At 67.7% G+C, this 20,286-nt stretch carries 17 protein-coding genes; 6 read left to right on the forward strand and 11 right to left on the reverse strand.

Going from position 1 to position 20,286, the window contains the following annotated elements; all coding sequences use genetic code 11:
- The 8 genes from HYG95_RS21930 to HYG95_RS21965 all read right to left on the reverse strand — a co-directional run.
- A partial coding sequence (locus HYG95_RS21930) for an LON peptidase substrate-binding domain-containing protein (RefSeq protein ID WP_370465882.1) occupies window positions 1-473 on the reverse strand: 473 nt, incomplete at its 3' end.
- A gap of 77 nt (window positions 474-550) precedes the next feature.
- Complete coding sequence (acs, locus tag HYG95_RS21935; RefSeq protein ID WP_181700601.1) at window positions 551-2,479, reverse strand: acetate--CoA ligase; 1,929 nt, start codon at window positions 2,477-2,479, stop codon at window positions 551-553.
- Between the two features lie 76 nt (window positions 2,480-2,555).
- Complete coding sequence (locus HYG95_RS21940) at window positions 2,556-4,190, reverse strand: cation acetate symporter (protein ID WP_181700603.1); 1,635 nt, start codon at window positions 4,188-4,190, stop codon at window positions 2,556-2,558.
- Window positions 4,187-4,543 carry a DUF485 domain-containing protein gene (locus tag HYG95_RS21945; RefSeq protein ID WP_181700605.1) on the reverse strand — a complete coding sequence of 119 codons (357 nt, stop codon included), beginning with the start codon at window positions 4,541-4,543 and terminating at the stop codon, window positions 4,187-4,189. Before HYG95_RS21945 ends, HYG95_RS21940 begins: the two co-directional genes overlap by 4 nt.
- A gap of 136 nt (window positions 4,544-4,679) precedes the next feature.
- Window positions 4,680-6,425 carry a cation acetate symporter gene (locus HYG95_RS21950; RefSeq protein ID WP_181700607.1) on the reverse strand — a complete coding sequence of 582 codons (1,746 nt, stop codon included), beginning with the start codon at window positions 6,423-6,425 and terminating at the stop codon, window positions 4,680-4,682.
- Window positions 6,426-6,694: 269 nt separating this feature from the next.
- The gene (locus HYG95_RS21955) at window positions 6,695-7,060 is read right to left on the reverse strand and encodes a hypothetical protein (RefSeq protein ID WP_181700610.1); all 366 of its coding nucleotides are present in this window, start codon (window positions 7,058-7,060) and stop codon (window positions 6,695-6,697) included.
- Window positions 7,057-7,851: a LytTR family DNA-binding domain-containing protein gene (locus tag HYG95_RS21960; RefSeq protein ID WP_181700612.1), complete on the reverse strand. Its 795-nt coding sequence runs from the start codon at window positions 7,849-7,851 to the stop codon at window positions 7,057-7,059. Before HYG95_RS21960 ends, HYG95_RS21955 begins: the two co-directional genes overlap by 4 nt.
- 25 nt (window positions 7,852-7,876) lie before the next feature.
- The gene (locus HYG95_RS21965; RefSeq protein ID WP_181700615.1) at window positions 7,877-8,359 is read right to left on the reverse strand and encodes a GNAT family N-acetyltransferase; all 483 of its coding nucleotides are present in this window, start codon (window positions 8,357-8,359) and stop codon (window positions 7,877-7,879) included.
- Between the two features lie 61 nt (window positions 8,360-8,420).
- On the opposite strand from HYG95_RS21965, the gene HYG95_RS21970 reads away from it, so the two are divergent.
- Window positions 8,421-8,852, forward strand: coding sequence for an NUDIX domain-containing protein (locus tag HYG95_RS21970; protein ID WP_370465883.1), 432 nt, complete (start codon window positions 8,421-8,423; stop codon window positions 8,850-8,852).
- Between the two features lie 4 nt (window positions 8,853-8,856).
- On the opposite strand, the gene HYG95_RS21975 is transcribed toward HYG95_RS21970, so the two are convergent.
- Genes HYG95_RS21975 through HYG95_RS21985 form a run of 3 tightly spaced genes read right to left on the reverse strand, consistent with a single transcriptional unit; the run spans window position 8,857 to window position 10,818 of the window.
- Window positions 8,857-10,035, reverse strand: coding sequence for a sensor histidine kinase (locus HYG95_RS21975; RefSeq protein ID WP_181700619.1), 1,179 nt, complete (start codon window positions 10,033-10,035; stop codon window positions 8,857-8,859).
- 52 nt (window positions 10,036-10,087) lie between these two features.
- The gene (locus HYG95_RS21980; protein ID WP_157105094.1) at window positions 10,088-10,234 is read right to left on the reverse strand and encodes a hypothetical protein; all 147 of its coding nucleotides are present in this window, start codon (window positions 10,232-10,234) and stop codon (window positions 10,088-10,090) included.
- On the reverse strand, window positions 10,231-10,818 hold the full coding sequence (locus tag HYG95_RS21985; protein ID WP_181700622.1) for an ADP-ribosyltransferase: 588 nt from the start codon (window positions 10,816-10,818) through the stop codon (window positions 10,231-10,233). The genes HYG95_RS21980 and HYG95_RS21985 overlap by 4 nt, the downstream gene beginning before the upstream one ends.
- Before the next feature lie 184 nt (window positions 10,819-11,002).
- Between HYG95_RS21985 and dnaE the strand changes: the two genes are divergently transcribed.
- The 5 genes from dnaE to HYG95_RS22010 all read left to right on the forward strand — a co-directional run bounded on the left by dnaE (window position 11,003) and on the right by HYG95_RS22010 (window position 20,275).
- Window positions 11,003-14,566, forward strand: coding sequence for a DNA polymerase III subunit alpha (dnaE, locus tag HYG95_RS21990; protein WP_181700624.1), 3,564 nt, complete (start codon window positions 11,003-11,005; stop codon window positions 14,564-14,566).
- Window positions 14,567-14,591: 25 nt separating this feature from the next.
- Window positions 14,592-14,795 carry an alpha/beta fold hydrolase gene (locus HYG95_RS21995; RefSeq protein ID WP_181700626.1) on the forward strand — a complete coding sequence of 68 codons (204 nt, stop codon included), beginning with the start codon at window positions 14,592-14,594 and terminating at the stop codon, window positions 14,793-14,795.
- Window positions 14,796-15,000: 205 nt separating this feature from the next.
- Window positions 15,001-16,965, forward strand: a complete 1,965-nt coding sequence (locus HYG95_RS22000; protein ID WP_255495622.1) for a hypothetical protein — start codon at window positions 15,001-15,003, stop codon at window positions 16,963-16,965.
- Between the two features lie 231 nt (window positions 16,966-17,196).
- Complete coding sequence (gene treZ, locus HYG95_RS22005; protein ID WP_181700628.1) at window positions 17,197-18,948, forward strand: malto-oligosyltrehalose trehalohydrolase; 1,752 nt, start codon at window positions 17,197-17,199, stop codon at window positions 18,946-18,948.
- A gap of 76 nt (window positions 18,949-19,024) precedes the next feature.
- Entirely contained in the window at window positions 19,025-20,275 is a 1,251-nt protein-coding gene (locus tag HYG95_RS22010; protein ID WP_181700631.1) for a serine hydrolase domain-containing protein, read from the forward strand.
- Window positions 20,276-20,286: the final 11 nt, after the last annotated feature.

Here is a 20,286-nt window from a genome sequence, read left to right on the forward strand (position 1 = left end):
GTGGGGAGCTGGTCGAGGGGGGCCGACGGTGGTGGGTGGCGGATGCCGCTGCGCAGGGCGAGGCGGGTGGTGAGGTCGTGGAGGCGGGTGGCGCGCTCGCGCAGGTCGTCCAGCAGGGCGGTGTCGTCGGCGCCGGGTTCGTCGGGCCAGACCGAGGTTTCGGCGCGGGGGTAGGGGTCGTCGGGGAGCCACTGCTGAACCCGCAGGCGTTCGGTGCCGAGGCAGCGCAGACGGAACCGGTCGCCGGGCAGTTCGGTCACATCGGTGATCTGGGCGAGCACACCCACGTCGGTGCGCACGTCGCCACCGCCGACTTCGCTGCCACGTTCGATCAGCACCACGCCGAACTCCGGTTCGCGACTGCCGTCGAGACAGTCGCGAACCAGCGCCACATACCGTGGCTCGAAGATCTGCAGGGACAACGGCTCACCGGGCAGCAGCACGGTACCCAGGGGGAACATCGGAATCTCCACGGTCACAGCATGCCCGTTTGGGTCACGTTGTCCGTGTTCGGACTCGCCGGGGAGCCGAGAGCCCTGGTCCCGGGCGCTCATGCCTTGGCGATCGCCTCGAAGACGGCGGGGTCGACGAGGGTGGAGGTGTCGCCGAGTTCGCGTCCTTCGGCGATGTCGCGTAGGAGGCGGCGCATGATTTTGCCGCTGCGGGTTTTGGGGAGTTCGGGGACGATGTGGATTTCGCGGGGTTTGGCGATGGGGCTGATCTGTTTGGATACTTCGGCTTTGAGGGTGTCGGCGAGGGTGTCGTCGGGTGTGGTGGAGCCGGTGAGGATGACGAAGGCGACGATGCCTTGGCCTGTGGTGGGGTCGGTGGCGCCGACGACGGCGGCTTCGGCGACGCTGGGGTGGCCGACGAGGGCGGATTCGACTTCGGCGGTGGAGATGCGGTGGCCGGAGACGTTCATGACGTCGTCGACGCGGCCGAGGACCCAGAGGTCGCCGTCGGTGTCGAGTTTGGCGCCATCACCGGCGAAGTACCAGCCTTCGGCAGCGAAACGCTGCCAATAGGTTTCGCGGTAGCGGTCCATGTCGTTCCAGATACCGCGCAGCATCGACGGCCACGGCTTGTCCAGCACGAGCAGGCCCGACGCGTCGGCGCTCAGCGGTGATCCGTCGTCGTCGACGACATTCGCCGAAACACCGGGCAGCGCACGCATGGCCGCGCCGGGCTTGGCAGCGGTGACGCCGGGCAGCGGCGAGATCATGATGGCGCCGGTCTCGGTCTGCCACCAGGTGTCCACGATCGGAGTCTTGTTGTCGCCGAACACTTCCCGGTACCAACGCCACGCTTCGGGATTGATCGGTTCGCCGACCGAGCCCAGCAGACGCAGCGACGACAGATCGTGGGCGTCGGGGATCTCACGTCCCCACTTCATGAAGGTGCGGATCAGCGTGGGCGCCGTGTAATAGATGGTGACGCCGTACTTTTCGATGATCTCGAAGTGGCGGTGCTCGTTGGGGGAGTTCGGGGTGCCTTCGTAGACGACCTGGGTGGCGCGGTTGGCCAGGGGTCCGTAGACGATGTAGCTGTGTCCGGTGACCCATCCGATGTCGGCGGTGCACCAGTAGACGTCTTGTCCGGCCTTGTGATCGAAGACGTTGTGGTGGGTGTAGGCAGTCTGGGTGAGATATCCGCCGCTGGTGTGCAGGATGCCCTTCGGCTTCCCGGTCGTGCCGGAGGTGTAGAGGATGAACAGTGGATGCTCGGCCGGAAACGCTTGCGCCTCGTGCGACGGCGATGCGGTGGAAACCGTTTCGTCCCACCACAGATCACGAACCTCGGTCCACGGCACATCCAACCCGGTCCGGCGCACCACGAGCACATGCTCGACGCTGGTCGGCTCGTCACCGAGCGCCTCGTCCACGGCGTACTTCAGCGGCGCGGGCTTACCCCGCCGCCACTGCCCGTCGGTCGTCACGATCAGCCGCGCCTGCGCGTCGTCGACCCGCTGACGCAGCGCGCTCGGCGAGAACCCGGCGAACACCACTGAATGGGTGAGCCCCAGCCGCGCACACGCCAGCATCGCCACGATCGCCTCGGGCACCATCGGCATATAGATGGCCACCCGATCACCGGCGACGAGCCCGAGCGCACTGAAAGTGTTGGCCGCCCGGCACACTTCGTCGAGCAGTTCCTGATAGGTGATCGCCCGCGAGTCGCCCGGCTCACCCTCCCACAGGATGGCGACCTGGTCGCCGTGCCCGTCGAGCACATGCCGGTCGAGGCAGTTGTAGGCCACGTTCAGCTCGCCGTCGGCGAACCACTTCGCCACCGGTGCGTCCGACCAGTCCAGTACCTGGGTGAACGGCGTGTGCCAGTGCAACCGGCGCGCCTGTTCGGCCCAGAAGCCGTCGCGGTCGGCGTCGGCCCGCTCGTAGAGGTCGGCGGTCGCGTTCGCCTGGGCGGCGAACTCCGCACTCGGTCCGAAGCTGGTCGCGGGATTGGTCACTGCGCCGGTCACAACAATTCTCCTTCGAAACACTCAGGGGGACAGCCCGTTCCGGTGGGACGAACCACCGGAACGGGCGTGGGGGACATCAGTGCGAGATCGCCTTCTCCGCACCGACGCCGGTCAGGGCACGTACTTCCATCTCCGCGGCCTTGCCGAGGTCGACCTTCTCGCCGCGCCCACCCAGATAGGTGCCGACCACACCGAGCACGAACGCCAGCGGGATGGACACGATGCCCGGGTTGGACAGCGGGAACCAGTGGAAGTCGGTCCCGGTGATCATCGAGGTCTTGGTGCCCGACACAGCCGGGGAGAACACGATGAGCACGATGGTCGAGATCAGGCCGCCGTACATCGACCACAGCGCGCCGGTGGTGTTGAAGCGCTTCCAGAACAGCGAGTACAGGATGGTCGGCAGATTCGCCGCCGCCGCCACCGCGAAGGCCAGCGCCACCAGGAACGCGATGTTCTGGCCGTTGGCCAGGATGCCGAGGCCGATCGCGAGCACACCGATCACCACGGCGGTGATCCGCGAGACCCGCACCTGCTTGCGCTCGTCGACCTTGCCCTTCTTGATCACGCTGGCGTAGATGTCGTGCGCGAACGACGCCGACGCGGTGATCGTCAGACCGGCGACGACCGCGAGGATGGTCGCGAACGCCACCGCCGAGATCACCCCGAGCAGGATCACGCCGCCGAGCTCGAAGGCCAGCAGCGGTGCCGCCGCGTTCTGCCCGCCCGCCGCGGCCAGGATCTTGTCCGGGCCGACGATGGCCGCCGCGCCGTAGCCGAGCACCAGGGTGAACAGGTAGAACGCGCCGATCAGACCGATCGCCCACACCACCGAGCGCCGAGCCTCTTTCGCGGTCGGCACCGTGTAGAAGCGCATCAGGACGTGCGGCAGACCAGCGGTGCCGAGCACGAGTGCCAGACCCAGCGACAGGAAGTTCAGCTTCGACATCTCGCTGCCGCCGTACTGGGCGCCGGGGGCGAGCACATCGCGGCTCGCGACGGCCTTGTTGGCCGACTCGCTCACCGATTCCTGTGCGGCACCGAGGATGTCGGACAGGTTGAACCCGAACTTGGCGAACACCATCACCGTCATCAGCGCAGCACCGGCGATCAGCAGGACCGCCTTGATGATCTGCACCCAGGTGGTGCCCTTCATCCCGCCGACGAGCACATACACGATCATCAGCACGCCGACGATCGCGATGACAACCGATTGTCCCGCACGCGAGGAGATGTCGAGCAGCAAGGCGACCAGACCGCCCGCGCCCGCCATCTGCGCGAGCAGGTAGAACAGCGACACCGTGAGCGTGGTCAGCGCGGCTGCGGTGCGAACCGGGCCTTCCTTCAACCGGAAACTGAGCACGTCGGCCATCGTGAATTTGCCGGTGTTGCGCAGCATTTCGGCCACCAGCAGCAGCGCGACCAGCCAGGCGACGAGGAATCCGATCGAGTACAGGAACCCGTCGTAGCCGTAGACGGCGATGGCGCCTGCGATACCGAGGAAGCTGGCCGCCGACAGGTAGTCACCGGCGATGGCGATGCCGTTCTGCGGTCCCGAGAACCCGCGACCACCGGTGAAATAGTCCGCGGCACTGGCGTTGTTGCGGCTGGCCCGGATCACCACGACCATGGTGACCACCACGAACAGTCCGAAGATAGCGATATTGGCGACGGGGTTACCGACCGTCGTATCCGCGGCGAGAATGCTCATGCGCGGTCCCCTTCGAGTTCTTCCCGGATGGCCGCGGCCCGCGGATCCAGCTCACGGTTGGCGAACCGGACATACGCGCCGGTGATGACGAAGGTCGTGACGAACTGCGCGAGGCCGAGCAATAGTCCGACGTTGATATTGCCGAAGACCGGTGTGGCCATGAAGTCGTGCGCGTACGCGCCGAGCACCACATAGGTCAGGTACCACACCAGGAACAGTGCGGTCATCGGGAAGACGAAGCGGCGCAGCCGGTTCCGCAGATCCTGGAACTGCGGGCTCGCCTGCACGGCGAGGAATTCGGCGGCACTCGGCGGGCGCCGGTCGGGCGCTTCTTCGGTGTCGGTTTCGGTCATGCCGGGGTCCTAGCGTGAAGGGGGACGTGCTCTGTGATGACGGTAAGGCGCACGGCGTTTTGTGGTGTGAGTCACTCGGCGAAGGTGCTCACCTATGCGGTGAACGGTCGTCGGCGTGCGATGAACGGTCGGCCGGTCAGCGGTCGACCGGGTTGCGGTCCGCGCCCATCCCGAGCCGTTCCGGTGCGTGCATGCGCAGGAAGATGCCCGCGACGACCCGCCCCTCCGGCCGCTTGCCGAGCAGGCTCACCACGACGGTCACCGCGAAGGCCAGTGGCACGCTCACCGCGGCCGGGTAGTCGACGATCGCCGTCGCCCAACCGTTGACCACGTCGGTCGGGACCCCGCCGAGCACCGCGACCACGGTCGCCCCGCCCGCGGTGACAGCGCCGACGAGCATGCCGCACGCCGCGCCGGTGGCGGTGAGCCCACGCCACCAGATGCCGAGCACGAGCAGCGGGCACAGCGTCGAGGCGGCCACCGAGAACGCGAGCGCGACCGTGCGCGACAGGTCGAGCGAGGCGACGGTGAGCGCGAGCGTGAGCGGAACGAGCCCGGCCACCAGCGCCGCCGCCCGGAAGTCGCGGATCCGGCCGCGCAACACATCGGTGCTGAGCACCCCGGCCAGACTCACCAGCAATCCCGACGACGTGGACAGGAACGCCGCGATCGCGCCCGCCGCCGCCAGCGCGGTGAGCACCTGACCACCGAGCCCGCCGAGAACGGCACCGGGTAACAGCACGACCGCCGCGTCGGAGGCGCCGGTGATGAGCAGTTGCGGCACGTACAGTCGGGCGAAGACGCCGAGCAGGATCGGGAACAGATAGAACAGGCCGACCAGACCGATCACAGTGAGCGCCGTGCGCCGCGCGGACGGCCCGTCCCGGTTCGTGTAGAAGCGGACGAGCACGTGCGGTAGTCCCATGGTGCCGAGGAAGGTCGCGACGATCAGCGAGAACACCTGGTACCGGGGATGATTCCCGCCGAAGCCGCCACCGGGTTCGACCCAGCCGGTGCCGTCGGACGGTGCGCCGGCGACGACCGGTACCGCCGAACCGGGTGCCAAGAGCAGCTCGGTGCCTTCGGCCAGGGTGTGGTCACCCGGTGTCAGCGTCACCTGGCCTGCGGTGTCCTGCCCGTCGAGGGTGCCGTGCACGGTGACCACCTGGGAAACGTCCAGGTGCACAACCACATCCGTGGTGATGTCGACGGTGGTGAGCCGGTCGACCGTCGGCGGGGCCGGGGTTCCGAGCGGGCGTTCGTCGGCGAGGAAGTGCAGCCCGAGAACGAGGGCGGGGATCGCGACGGCGGTCAGTTTCAGCCAGTACTGGAACGCCTGCACCAGCGTCACCGAGCGCATCCCGCCGCCGATCACATTGGCCAGCACGATGGTGCCGACCGCGACCGCGCCCACCCAGGCGGGCACCCCGAGCAGCAGGTGCAGGGTCAGGCCCGCGCCCTGGAACTGGGGGATGAGGTACACCGCGCACACCACGACGACCACCCCGGCGGCCATGCGCCGCAACCGGATCGAACCGAGCCGGAACTCGGCGAAGTCGGGGACGGTGTAGGCGCCGGAGCGGCGAAGGGGAGCGGCGACGAACATCAGCAGACCCAGGTACCCCGCCGTGAACCCCACCGGGTACCAGAGTGCGTCGGCGCCGTACTTGGCGATCAGGCCAGCGACGCCGAGAAACGACGCGGCGGAGAGGTATTCACCCGAGATGGCCGCCGCGTTCCAGCGTGAACCGACCGTTCGGGAGGCGACCAGGAAGTCCGACGTCGTGCGCGACAGGCGGACCCCGTACAGGCCGATGCCGATCGTGGCCAGAGCTGCGAGTACCAGAGCCGCCACGGTGAGCATCGGAATGCCCGAGGTCATCGGGAGTTGCCTCCGCGTGATGTCGAATCCCGCACCGCCGTGCCCGTCGTCGCGGGGGAGACGGGGCGACTGTACCGACCACCAGCATCCAGCGGTGGCCCAAGCGATCGCCGACCGCTCGCGCCGCTCGGCTTCTGGCGAGGCCTGCGGTGGTTCGCGGCGGCGCAGGCCACGTGCGGCGATGACATCGGCGCAGGTGAGCTCTCCCCGGGGGCCTCGCAAGTTGTGCCGCGGCGCGACCGCGATTTCGGTACCCGAATACGCACGGCTCAGTCACCTGCCAGTTCGAGGAAGTCGTCCTCGTTGCGCTGGGCCAGCCGGACATACACCCGACCCACGGCGTACAGCAGCGGGAACGCGAGGAGGCCGAGGATCAGCCAGGGGAGGCGGATACCGAGGACGGTCGTCGAGGCGACGGCGTCGATCCCGAACAGCAGCGGGAGCGCACCGAATCCGGCGACGACCACGAAACCGAGGCGAAGGGCGAGCCCGAGTTGGGCGCGGATCAGCCCGCCGATGAGCGCCGCCCCGAGATCGGTCTGCTCCACCACCTCGGTGCGGGTACGCACCCGACGCGCACCGCGCCGCTGCGCGAGCACTACCCGCTCGCGCTGTGGCCGTTGCGGACCGGTCATCGCTGCGACCAGTTCTGCCGTGGCCCGTGCACGAGGCGCTGTTTGAGTTCCCGGACCTGCCGCCTGCTCACCGGCAACTCCACCGCACCGGACGCGCCTTCCGCGCGCAGGCAGACAACCGTGCCGCTTCCCGTGCTGCGCAACCCGGTGACCAGCCGTAACGCCACCAGGTACGACCGGTGCACCCGCAGGAAACCCGCACCCTCCCAGCGTGATTCGAGGGCGGTGAGCGGGATGCGCACCAGGTGCGACCCGGTCCTGGTGTGCAGGCGCGCGTAATCGCCGTCGGCCTCCACCCAGGCCACATCGGCCCGGTGCACCAGTGTGGTGACGCCGCCGAGTTCCACCGGGATCACCTCGCTCGGATGCGTCTGCTCCGGGGGCGAAGCCGGCACCGCCGCCCGGGCCGCCGCGATCCGCCGCACCGCCTCGGCCAGCCGCGCCGCCCGCAACGGTTTGAGCAGGTAATCCACCGCCCCCAGATCGAACGCGGCCACCGCGTGATCGTCGTGCGCGGTCACGAACACCACCGCGGGCGGCTCGGCGAACTCCGACAGAATCCCCGCCAGTTCCATCCCGGTCAGCCCCGGCATGTCGATATCGAGAAACACCGCATCGACCGGATGCGCCCGCAACACCCGCAAAGCCCCCGTCGCCTCGGACGCCCCGTGCACTTCCCCCACCCCGACCTGCTCGTTGAGCAGATACACCAGCTCGTCGAGCGCGGGCTTCTCGTCGTCGACAGCCAGCACCCGCAGAGCGGTCGAAGCGTCATCAGTGTTCCAGGTCACAGCCCGCTCATCGTAGCGGCTGGATTCAGACGCCGACCACGTACCGCCGCGCCTGCCCGAGATCGGTCTCGACGATCCCTTCCAGGACGCCGCCGTTGCGTTCGATCGTCCGCGCCGACGCGACATTGTCCTCGGCGCAGATGAGCACGATCCGCTCGAGACCGTAGTTCCGCGCCTCACCGAGCATCCGCCCTAGCGCCCATGTACCGAGCCCCCGCCGCCGAGCAGACGGTCTGATTCCGTACCCGATGTGCCCGAATTCGCCGCATTCGAGCTTCATGGCGATCCCGCCGAGGACCCGATCACCTTCGACGATCCACCGGTAGACGCAGCGATCGCGATCCACTTCGGTCAACCGGCGCACCCAGGCCTCGAACCCTCGTACAGACCGGACCTCGTCTTCCGCCAGCAGCCCGAATCCGTCCTCCTGGGCACCCGCTCCCCACTCGTCGTGGGCATCCAGCCACGCCATATGCCAATGCACGTCCGGCACGATCAACTCGGGCATACCGCAGGTTAGCGCGCGGGCGAGGCCTGCTGAGGGCAGTTTCGTCGGGCACAATATGGTTGTGCGTGAACCGCGAATCCGAGCGGCCGCGTATGTGATTCGCGAGGGTGGTGGCCCGGAACTGCTGGTGTTCGACCACGCCGGAATGCCGGAAGCCGGAACGCAAATTCCGGCAGGCGGCGTCCACCTCGGTGAGCGGCTCGAGGAAGCGGTCCTGCGCGAAGTCTTCGAGGAAACGGGGCTGCGTGAGGTGTCGATCGTCGAGGAACTCGCGGTGGACGACCGGGCATATCCTGTGACCGGGCAGCAGCGGTCGACGACCTACTTTCATCTACGCGCCGGCCCGGAAACGCCTGGTTCGTGGCTGCACCGGGTGGAAGGCGAAGGCGTGGACAGCGGGATGTTGTTCGCCTGCCGCTTCGTGGGGTTGCCGCTCGATGAGCGACTGGCCGACCATCAGGATGCCTGGTTGTCGTTGCTGACTCGGCCGTGATGAGTCAGGCCCGGATTCCGGGGCGGAACTTGGGGACTCGCATGCTGACCTTGGTGCCCGCGCCGGGGGCGGTTTCCACGACGAGGCCGTAGTCGTTGCCGAAGGCGGCGCGGAGGCGGTCGTCGACATTGGACAGGCCCACGTGGGCGGCTTCGCCGGTGCGGGTCGGGCCGGAGGTGTCGACGGCGTCGAGGGCGCCGGAGCGCAGCAGGTCGGGGTCCATGCCGATGCCGTCGTCCTCGACGCTGATGAGGCAGTCGGTCCCTTCGTCGCTGGCTACGATGCTCAACTGCCCGCCGTGTCTGCCGCCGCCGAGCCCGTGCCGCACCGCGTTCTCGACCAGCGGTTGCAGGGCGAGGAACGGCAGGACGACGCCCAGCACCTCCGGGGCGATCCGTAGCCGCACATCGAGCGCGTCACCGAAACGGGCTTGCTCCAACGCCAGATACCGTTCGATATTGCGTAATTCGTCGGCCAGCACGGTGAATTCGCCCGCCGCCCGGAACGAGTACCGGGTGAAGTCGGCGAATTCGAGGATCAGTTCGCGCGCCCGGTCGGGATCGGTGCGCACGAACGAGGCGATCGTATTGAGCGCGTTGTAGATGAAATGCGGGCTGATCTGGGCGCGCAACGCCCGCACCTCCGCCCGGTCGACCCGGGCCCGCGAGGCATCCAGTTCCGCCAATTCCAACTGCCCACAGGCATACCGCGCCACCTCGGCCGCCGCCCCGAGCATCCCCGGCCCCGGCTTGCCGGTGATCACCATCCCGAGCGCACCGACCGCCGCCCCCACATCGATCAGCAACGGTTGCGCGATCAACGTGTGCTCGTCACCGTCGACCAGCACCGGCCGCTCCGAAGCGATGGCCCGCCGCGCCGCCGCACCGAAGAACCCCAGCATCCCCGTATGCGGCCCGTCCCACGCCAGCAGCACCCCCTCCGCATCGGCGACCCCCAACCCCTCCGCCGCCGCCAACGTCCGCAGATGCGGCGCCGCCGCCCGCGCCGACGCCTCGGTCAACCCCCGCCGCAACGGCACCGCCGCCAACGACGCCGTATGCAACGCCTGATGCACCGCCCGCTGCGCCGGAGTAGTCACCACCCGCTGCGTCCGCCGCCAGATCAACAGCACGACCAGCGCCATCGCCACCACCACCGCGACAGCGACCACGAAGGTGGTCATAGGATTTTCCGGTCCGCGCGCACGCCCCGATTATGGCGGCGCTCTGCGAGGCTCAGGCAGACTTCTTCGCGCGCTCGGCCTTGGACGGCGGCAGTTTCCTGCCGAGCACCTTCTCGGCGCTCTTGCGCAACTTCTCCGCCTGTTCGGGGCTGGGCGTCGCCCGAACGGGCCGCATCGATTCATCAGTCAGTGCGCTCACTGTTCCTCCTGAACCACGATCGCCTCGATGCGCCACATCGTACGCCGCTCATCGAAGGTGGCGTTCGCGACAAGATAGGTCCGGACATCGATGATGAGGATCTCGCGCTCATCCCTGACCTCCGCCAATTCGCCGAGCCGCAGTGCCGGCGTGCCTTGTGGAACGAGCAGTTCGAGGATCACCGGATTCCGATGGCGCGCCGATCGAGGCGGGAACTGGAGGCCTGAGGTCGAGAGGAAGCCGAGCTCGGTGAAGTACTCGCCGATGACCGACGCGATCGACCGGGCGTCACTCGCGTCGACTCCGAGTACCCATGCGTCGACCTCACAAGTGACCCGAACAGTCTGCGGTAATGGGTAGCGACGAAGGCCGGATCTGATGTGGGCAACACGACGCGCCAACGCAGGCGTCATCGGGATGGAGCCTCGTAGCGCGGAGTTGATCGGTTCATAGCCGTTGAGCGCATACGACTCGATGGCCGAGCGTTCGCGATCGGTGAGATCGGCGATCGTCTGACGTGCCAAAACTTGGTCCGCGAACGGAAAATCGTCGAACGTTCCCGCGCCACCCCCGTGCTCGCTCACAGTCGGGAAACTACGCTCAGGACCTCGTGTCGCGAATTCGGCGCAGCGTGTCGACAGCGACTCTCCGTGACCTTGGTCATGACACGCCGGGAGCGGCGAGGCAACGCCCGGGGCGCCAGCATGGCGTGGCGAAACCTGTCGTACCCACGTGCATAGAATGCCAAGGCCAACCCCCGTCGACACCATGGGAGGAAGGACCGTCTTGGCTTCGTCCGGATCGTTCGTTCACCTGCACAACCACACCGAGTACTCCATGCTCGACGGTGCGGCGAAGATTTCGCCGTTGTTCGCGGAGGCGGAGCGGTTGGGGATGACCGCGGTCGGGATGACCGACCACGGCAACATGTACGGCGCTTCGGAGTTCTACAACTCCGCGAAGAAGGCGGGCATCAAGCCGATCATCGGCATCGAGGCCTACATCGCGCCGGGTTCGCGATTCGACACCAAGCGTGTGCTGTGGGGTGATCCGTCGCAGAAGAGTGACGACGTCTCCGGTTCCGGTGCCTACACCCACATGACGATGGTCGCCGAGAACGCGACCGGGCTGCGCAACCTGTTCAAGCTGTCGAGCCTGGCCTCGATCGAGGGTCAGCTCGGCAAATGGGCGCGGATGGACGAGGAGATCATCGCCCAGCACGCCGAGGGCATCATCGCGACCACTGGTTGCCCCTCCGGTGAAGTGCAGACCCGTCTTCGGCTCGGGCATGAGCGTGAAGCCCTCGAGGCCGCCGCGAAGTGGCAGGAGATCTTCGGTAAGGAGAACTTCTTCCTCGAGGTGATGGACCACGGTCTGTCGATCGAGCGTCGTGTGCGTGAGGGCCTGCTCATGGTGAGCAAGCAGCTCGATATCCCCCCGCTGGCCACCAACGACTGCCATTACGTCACCAAGGATCAGTCGACCAATCATGAAGCGCTGCTGTGCATTCAGACCGGCAAGACGCTCTCGGACCCCACCCGCTTCAAATTCGACGGTGACGGCTACTACCTGAAATCAGCCGAGGAGATGCGTGCCATCTGGGACGCCGAAGTCCCCGGCGCGTGTGACAACACCGAACTCATCGGCGAACGGGTCCAGCCCTACGACGAGGTGTGGCAGCACCGCGACCGGATGCCGATCTTCCCGGTCCCCGAGGGCCATACCCAGGCCAGCTGGCTGCGCAAGGAGGTCCTCGAGGGCCTGGATCGCCGCTTCCCCGACGGTCCGTCACGCGAATACCTCGACCGCGCCGACTTCGAGCTCAAAGTCATCTGCGACATGGGGTTCCCCGCCTACTTCCTCGTCGTCGGTGACCTCATCAAGCACGCCCTCGAGGTCGGTATCCGCGTCGGCCCCGGCCGTGGTTCGGCCGCCGGTTCGCTGGTCGCCTACGCGATGGGCATCACCAATATCGACCCCATCCCGCACGGTCTGCTGTTCGAGCGATTCCTCAACCCCGAGCGCGTGTCGATGCCCGATATCGATATCGACTTCGACGATCGCCGCCGCGGTGAGATGGTCCGCTACGCCACCGAGAAGTGGGGCAGCGACCGGGTGGCCCAGGTCATCACGTTCGGCACCATCAAGACCAAGGCCGCGATCAAGGACTCCGCGCGAGTCCTGTTCGGCCAGCCCGGTTTCGCCATCGCCGACCAGATCTCCAAGGCGCTGCCCCCGCCGATCATGGCCAAGGACATCTCGGTCGCCGGCATCACCGATCCCGACCACGAGCGGTACAAGGAAGCCGCCGAGGTCCGCGAACTCATCAGCACCAACCCCGATGTCGCCAAGATCTACGAGACCGCGAAGGGGCTGGAAGGGCTGATCCGCAACGCGGGCGTGCACGCCTGCGCGGTCATCATGTCCTCGGAGCCGCTCACCGACGCCATCCCGGTGTGGAAGCGCGCCCAGGACGGCGCGATCATCACCGGTTGGGACTACCCGTCGTGCGAGGCCATCGGCCTGCTGAAGATGGACTTCCTCGGCCTGCGCAACCTCACCGTCATCGGTGACGCCTTGGAGAACATCAAGGCCAACCGCGGCATCGATCTCGACATGGACAACCTGCCGCTCGACGACCCGGCCACCTACGAATTGCTCGCCCGCGGCGACACTCTCGGCGTGTTCCAGCTCGACGGCAGCGCCATGCGCGACCTGCTGCGCCGCATGCAGCCCACCGGCTTCGGCGACATCGTCGCGGTGCTCGCGCTCTACCGTCCCGGCCCGATGGGCATGAACGCCCACAACGACTACGCCGACCGCAAGAACGGGCGGCAAGAAGTCAAACCGATCCACCCCGAACTCGAAGAGCCGCTGAAAGACATCCTGGCCGACACCTTCGGCCTGATCGTCTATCAGGAACAGATCATGCAGATCGCGCAGAAGGTGGCCGGGTACTCGCTCGGTCAAGCCGACATCCTGCGCCGCGCCATGGGTAAGAAGAAGCTGTCGGTGCTGGAAGAGGCCTATGCCGGCTTCCGCGAGGGCATGCTCGCCAACGACTTCTCCGAACCGGCCATCAAGGCGCTGTGGGACACGATCCTCCCGTTCGCCGGTTACGCGTTCAACAAGTCGCACGCCGCCGGATACGGCCTCGTCTCGTTCTGGACGGCCTATCTGAAGGCGAACTATCCGGCCGAGTACATGGCCGGTCTGCTCACCTCCGTCGGTGACGACAAGGACAAGGCCGCGGTCTACCTGTCGGACTGCCGCAAGATGGGCATCACAGTGCTGCCGCCTGATGTCAACGAGTCGGAGCAGAACTTCGCCTCGGTGGGCAAGGACATCCGCTTCGGTCTCGGCGCGGTGCGCAATGTCGGCGCCAACGTGGTGTCCTCGATCATCGCCGCCCGCAAGGAGAAGTCGAAGTTCACCGACTTCTCCGATTACCTGAACAAGATCGACGCCACGGCCTGCTCCAAGAAGGTCACCGAATCCCTCATCAAGGCAGGCGCTTTCGACTCGCTCGGGCATCCCCGCAAGGGCCTGATGCTGGTGCATTCCGATGCGATCGACGCGGTGATGTCGACGAAGAAGGCCGAGGCGATCGGCCAGTTCGACCTGTTCGGCGGCATGGACGACGCCGACGAGTCGATGGCATCGGTGTTCAACGTGAAGGTGCCCGACGACGAATGGGAAACCAAACACAAGCTGGCCCTGGAGCGGGAGATGCTCGGCCTGTACGTGTCGGGCCACCCGCTCAACGGCGTCGAACACGTCCTCGCCGCCCAGGTGGACACCCCCATCCCGGCCATCCTGGAAGGCGATGTCAAGGACGGCGCACAGGTGACCATCGGCGGCATCCTCGCATCGGTGAACCGCCGCATCAACAAGAACGGTCTGGCCTGGGCCTCGGCACAGCTCGAGGACCTCACCGGTGGCGTGGAAGTGCTGTTCTTCCCGCAGTCCTACTCGGTGTACGGCATGGACGTGGTGGAAGACGCCGTCGTACTGGTGAAGGCCCGTGTCTCGGTACGCGACGACCGCATCTCCCTGATCGCCAACGACCTCGTGGTGCCCGACCTTTCGGCGATCGGCGTAGCCAAACCGGTCTCAGTGGTAATGACCACCCGAATGTGCACCCCGGAGAAGGTCAAGGAACTCAAGAAGGTCCTCTCCCGCCATCCCGGCACCTCCGACGTGCACATCCGCCACGTCGGCGCCAGGGAGAAGACCACCATGCTCAAGCTCGACGACGCCTGGCGGGTCTCACCGTCCTCGGCGCTGATGGGCGACCTGAAAGCACTACTCGGGCCGGGTTGCCTGGGCTGAGGCCGATGATGTGATCCGCCAAGCAATGACGGACGGGGTAGTGCAATTCCTCGACGCCGCACGCATCGATCGCGCCTCCTTCGTGGCGCATTCGATGAACGGCGCACTGGCTGTCGACCTGGCCGCCCGCTACCCCGAGCGAGTTGATCGTATGGGCGAACGCGACACCTGGGTGCCGGTGCGGCAGGTCGGTGAGGTCGCCACCCGGCACCCCCTGACGCGAAGCTGACCCTCGTCCCCGACGCGGGCCACACATGCTCCACGAAGACCAACCGCTTCGCTTCACCACCGCGGTGCGCGAGTTCCTCTGAGAGGACCGCAGTTCGCCCGATCAGGAGACCTACCGAACTTCCGGACGCTATCTGGTGCCGACACCCAGGCCCCGCCGGGGTGATGGCCGGACAGAGGCGAACGGGCTAGCGTCGAAAGGCGTGATGTCTGTGACGCTGCTCGACTCGCCCGCATCGGCCGCGTCGTCTGCGCACAGGCAGCGATTGTCTGTGCGTGTGGTGGTCGGCCTGGCTGTCGCGCTGATTCTCGCCCAGTTGGTTCTGCGGGGCTGGGTGGCGTTTTCCGGCTTCTTCTACTGGGACGATTTCATCCTCATCGGACAGGTCAGCAGGCACCCCCTGTGGTCGGTGGAGTTGTTGCTGACCAGCCACGACGGGCATGTGATGCCGTTGGCGATCGCGTTGACCTGGCTGGTGACCAAGGTGGCGCCGCTGAGCTGGCCCGTCGCGGCGGCGGTGCTCGTCGGGTTGCAACTGCTCGCCTCGCTCGCGGTGCTACGGCTGCTCGTCGTGCTGATGGGATGGCGGGCGCGAGTGCTCGGACCGCTGCTGTTCTACCTGTTCGTGCCCTTGACCGTGCCGGCGTTCGCCTGGTGGGCGGCGGCGGTGAACGCCCTGCCGTTGCAGATCGCGCTGGCCTGGGTGAGCGCGGATGCGGTCCTGTTGGCGCGAACGGGTAGGCGCCGGTACGCGGTATCGGGTGCGCTCGTCTTCGCCGTGGCACTGCTGTCGTTCGAGAAGTCGATCGTGGTGTTGCCGGTTGCGTGCGCGGTGGTCGCGTTGTCGGCGCATGTCGCGGGGCGTCCCTGGCGCGAGGAGGTTCGGCGCGGGGGAGTGCTCTGGGTGGCGGGCGGCGCCGTTCTGCTCGCCTGGGCCGCCGTGTTCCTGCTGGTCATCCAGCGCCCGCGCGGGCTGAACGGGCCCGAAGATCCCGGCGCGCTGCTCAGCCGGGCACTGTCGGACGGATTGGTCCCCGCCTTGTTCGGTGGTCCGTGGCGCTGGGAACGGTGGCAACCGGCCACGCCCTGGGCCGACCCGCCAGGCCTGGCCGTCCTCATCTGTTGGCTATTGCTGATCCTGTTGGCGGCGTGGACAATTCGCTCCCGGGCGCGGGTGACTGCGGTCTGGTTGTGCACTGCGGCCTACGCCATCGCGACCATAGCCCCGGTGATCGTGCTGCGCGACGGGCCCGGCACCGCCGCCCTGCTACTCCAGTCCATGCGCTACTTCGCCGACTTCGCCGTGATTGCCACAATCGCCCTTGCGCTGATTCTGCAGGCACGGCGTTCCGCTGCCGCGCGGGAAGGTTTGTCACCCGACCGTCGCGGGTCCGACAAGTCGGACGCTCGCCCACGCACCGCAGGCATGTTGCCGCGCAGCCGTTTCCGGTTCAGGACCGGCTCGATCGGAGGATCCCAGCCGAGCGTACGCCTGCGAACCGGCCCGACATCGCGCATCCCGAGAGACCTGCCCACCTCGACGCTGTTCGCGATACCCGCCGTCCTATTCCTGCTGAGCAGCGTCATCTCCACAATCACCTTCACCCGGTCATGGGAACCGAGCCCGGCGCGCACCTACATCACCGGCGTGCGCGCGGCCCTCCCGACAGCGACGGACGCCCCACTGCTGCCGCAGGAAGTCCCCTGGAATGTCTTGAACCCGTTGGCTTTCCCGCAGAACATGACCGACCACGTCCTCGCTCCGATCGCGACGCCGACAACGTTCGCCGCAGCCACTCCGACGCTGCGGATGATCACCGACACCGGCGACATCGTCGACGCGTATGTCTGGTGGAACCGCGCCGTCACCCCGGGTCCGGAACCGCAATGTGGCCACCGAGTGCGTGGCAGCACACCGATCCCCTTGGACGGCCCCATGCAGATCCGCGACTGGACCGCCCAGATCAACTACTTCGCCGACCGCGACGGCCGAATCGCGGTGTCCTTCGAAGGCGACACCGAAACCGTCGCCGACGTGCGACAGGGCCTGAACACGGTGTACGTCCGGCTGCTCGGCGGCGGCGACGCCCTGCGGGTCAGGCCGCTCGAGCCTGAACAGTCGCTGTGTGTGGGGGTGGGACCGGTCGGCGTCGCCGCCTTCCCGCGCTGACCGGACTACTCAGGATTCATGGCGCCCCGCGCAGGCATTTCTGCCGAGTTGCGCGGCGGCCGGCACGAACGCGATGCCGCTACCACCCGACGCCACAACGACGTGGTCGCCCCGACCGCAGCGGCGACTCTGATCCGACTCGCCGGGCGCACCGAAGCCGACGCTGGGCATCGCGACCGATCAGCAATCGTTGCCCGGGCGTGCCGCCGCGTGCCGTGCGATGCTGACTCCATGAGGCAGTTTCGGGTGTGGGCGCCGGAGGCGAGCGCGATGCGACTGCAACTCGAGGGGGTGGTCCACCCCATGCGCCGCAACGGCGGCGGCTGGTGGTCGGTCCGGGCCGAGGCAGGCCAGGGCGCGGAGTACGGCTTCCTCATCGACGACGACGCGACGGTGCTGCCCGACCCGCGCTCACCACGTCAGCCCAACGGCGTCCACGCCCTGTCCGCCGTCCATGACCTCGACACCGCCGCCTGGACTGATCAGTCCTGGACCGGCAGACAACTGGCCGGCTCGGTGCTCTACGAACTGCACATCGGCACCTTCACCCCGGAAGGCACCTTCGACGCCGCGATCGAACGCCTCGACCATCTGGTCGAACTCGGCGTCACCACCGTGGAACTCATGCCGGTGAACGCCTTCGACGGCACCCACAACTGGGGTTACGACGGCGTGCTCTGGTACGCGGTGCAGGAAACCTACGGCGGCCCCGACGGCCTGCAACGCTTCGTCGACGCCTGCCACGCCCGGGGTCTCGCGGTCTGCCTCGACGTGGTGTACAACCATCTCGGCCCCTCCGGCAACTACCTCCCACGCTTCGGGCCCTACCTCACCACCGGCCGCAACACCTGGGGTCAGAGCGTGAACCTGGACGGCCCCGGCTCCGATGCCGTGCGCCGCCACATCATCGACAACGCCCTGCGCTGGCTGCGCGACTTCCACATCGACGCCCTCCGCCTCGACGCCGTCCACGCCCTCGTCGACCACACCGCCACCCACCTGCTCGAAGAACTCGTCGTCGAAACTACCGCGCTCTCAGCACATCTGGGCCGACCGCTCACCCTCATCGCCGAAAGCGACCTCAACGACCCACGCCTGATCACCCCGCGCGCGGCAGGCGGCTACGGCCTGACCGGTCAGTGGAACGACGACCTCCACCACGCCGTGCACACCGCTGTCTCCGGCGAAAGACAGGGCTACTACGCCGATTTCGGCTCACTGGCCTGCCTGGCCCAAACCCTCACCCACGGGTTCTTCCACGCCGCAACCTATTCCAGCTTCCGTGGCCGAACCCACGGCATCCCGATCCGCCGCGACCTGATCCCTGGCAGCGCCCTGCTCGGTTACACCTGCAACCACGACCAGATCGGCAACCGCGCCGTCGGCGACCGCCCCAGCGACTACCTCACCCCCGGCCAACTGGCGGTGAAAGCGGCTCTGGTGCTGCTCTCCGCGAGCACGCCGATGCTGTTCATGGGCGAGGAATGGGGCGCGCGCACCCCGTTCCAGTTCTTCACCTCCCACACCGACCCCGTCATCGGCGCCGCGACCGCCGACGGCCGCCGCGCCGAGTTCGCCGCCCACGGCTGGGCCACCGACGACGTCCCCGATCCCCAGGACCCCGCCACCTTCACCCGCTCGAAACTCGACTGGACCGAACGCAGCCGTGAACCGCACGCCCGGCTACTGGCCTGCTATCGCGCCCTGCTCGCCCTGCGTAAGACGAGACCCGAGTTCGGTGATCCCTGGCTGGAACGGGTCTGGGCCGACTACGACGAGAGCGCCCGCTGGTTCGTGCTGCGACGCGGCCGGATCTCGGTGGTATGCAACCTGTCCGAGGACGAGGCGGTGATCCCGGTGTACGGCCGGGTGCTGCTGGCGTGGGCACCGGCGACAGAAAATGAAGGGGGAACTCTTGTTTCGGGTCACAGTTTCGTCGTGCTCGAAGAAGGGGAGGGCACGGGGACGGTGGTCACCGACTGATCTCACGCGGCCACAGCTCGGCCACGGTGCACGGGAGATCGTTGCCGAGGCGACATAACGGTCGTACGGTTGAGCAATGAGCAACGAGGCTTACGGGCAGGACAGTGCTGCCCTTCCGACCGGTGTGGGCGGTTATGCGCCGGCCGGTTTCGGTCCGCTGGTGCGCGCTTTCGCCGCCCTGATCGGACATCGGCGCGACGCGGGCGGCGCCATCGCGATCTACCGGCAAGGCGAACCCCTGGCACACCTGTGGACCGGCAGCGCGGGCGACCAGCCCTGGTCGGCCGACACCGGTTCGATCGTCTTCTCGGCGACCAAGGGTGTCACCGCCACCGTCATCCACCGCCTCGCCGACCGCGGGCTCCTGGATTACCAGGCGCCGGTCGCCGAGTACTGGCCTCGCTTCGCAGCGCACGGCAAGGGCGCGATCACCGTGGCCGACGTGCTCACCCACCGTTCCGGGCTGTCGTCGCTGTCCCCGATCGCCGACAGCGCCCAGGAACTCCTCGACCACGAGCTGATGGAAGACCGGCTGGCCATGGCCAAGCCCGACCGGCTGCTCGGCGTCCCCACCTACCACGCGCTCACCTACGGCTGGCTGCTGGCGGGTATCGCGCGCTCGGTCACCGGTCGCAGCATGAGCGACCTCATCCGCACCGAGGTCACCGACCCGCTCGGGGTCGAGGGGTTCCACCTCGGCCGTCCGGCGGCGGGTTCGTCGACCGAGTACGCGCGCCTCGCGGGCACCCACCTGCGCCTGGCCGGGCACCCGGTGGCCGCCGGTTTCCTCAACCGGGTGGGCTTCCGTATTCCCGGCGCGCTCGGCGCGGCGGCGCGCTGCCTGTATCTGACCGGCCTCAACGGCATCCTCGACGGCGAGGACCCGCCGATTCTCGACACCGAGATGCCCGCGGGCAACGGCGTCGCCACCGCTGCCGGACTCGCCCAGCTCTACGCGGGCCTGGCCGACGGCGTCACCCTCGACGGGTCACCGTTCCTGCGCCCCGAAACGCACAAGCTCATCCGGCGCGTGCAGACCTACCGCCTCGACCACGCCCTGTTCTACATGCCGATGATGTGGCATCTGGGCTACCACTCGATGCCCGCGCCCGGTGCGCGCACAGCCTTCGGCCACATCGGTCTCGGCGGATCCTTCGGCTGGGTCGACCCGCGCTCGGGCCTGTCGGTCGGCTTCGTCCACAATCGCCTCGACCAGGCGCTGCTGCCCTACGACCAGTTCGCCATGGGCTGGCTGCTGCCGCTGGTGATGTCGGGCGTGCGCGCCACCCGCGACCGCGGGCAGCGCGTCGACCGGGCCGCCGCCTAGTCGCCGCCGCC

The organism is Nocardia sp. GTS18 (genome assembly GCF_013839555.1).
Taxonomy (GTDB): domain Bacteria; phylum Actinomycetota; class Actinomycetes; order Mycobacteriales; family Mycobacteriaceae; genus Nocardia; species Nocardia rosealba.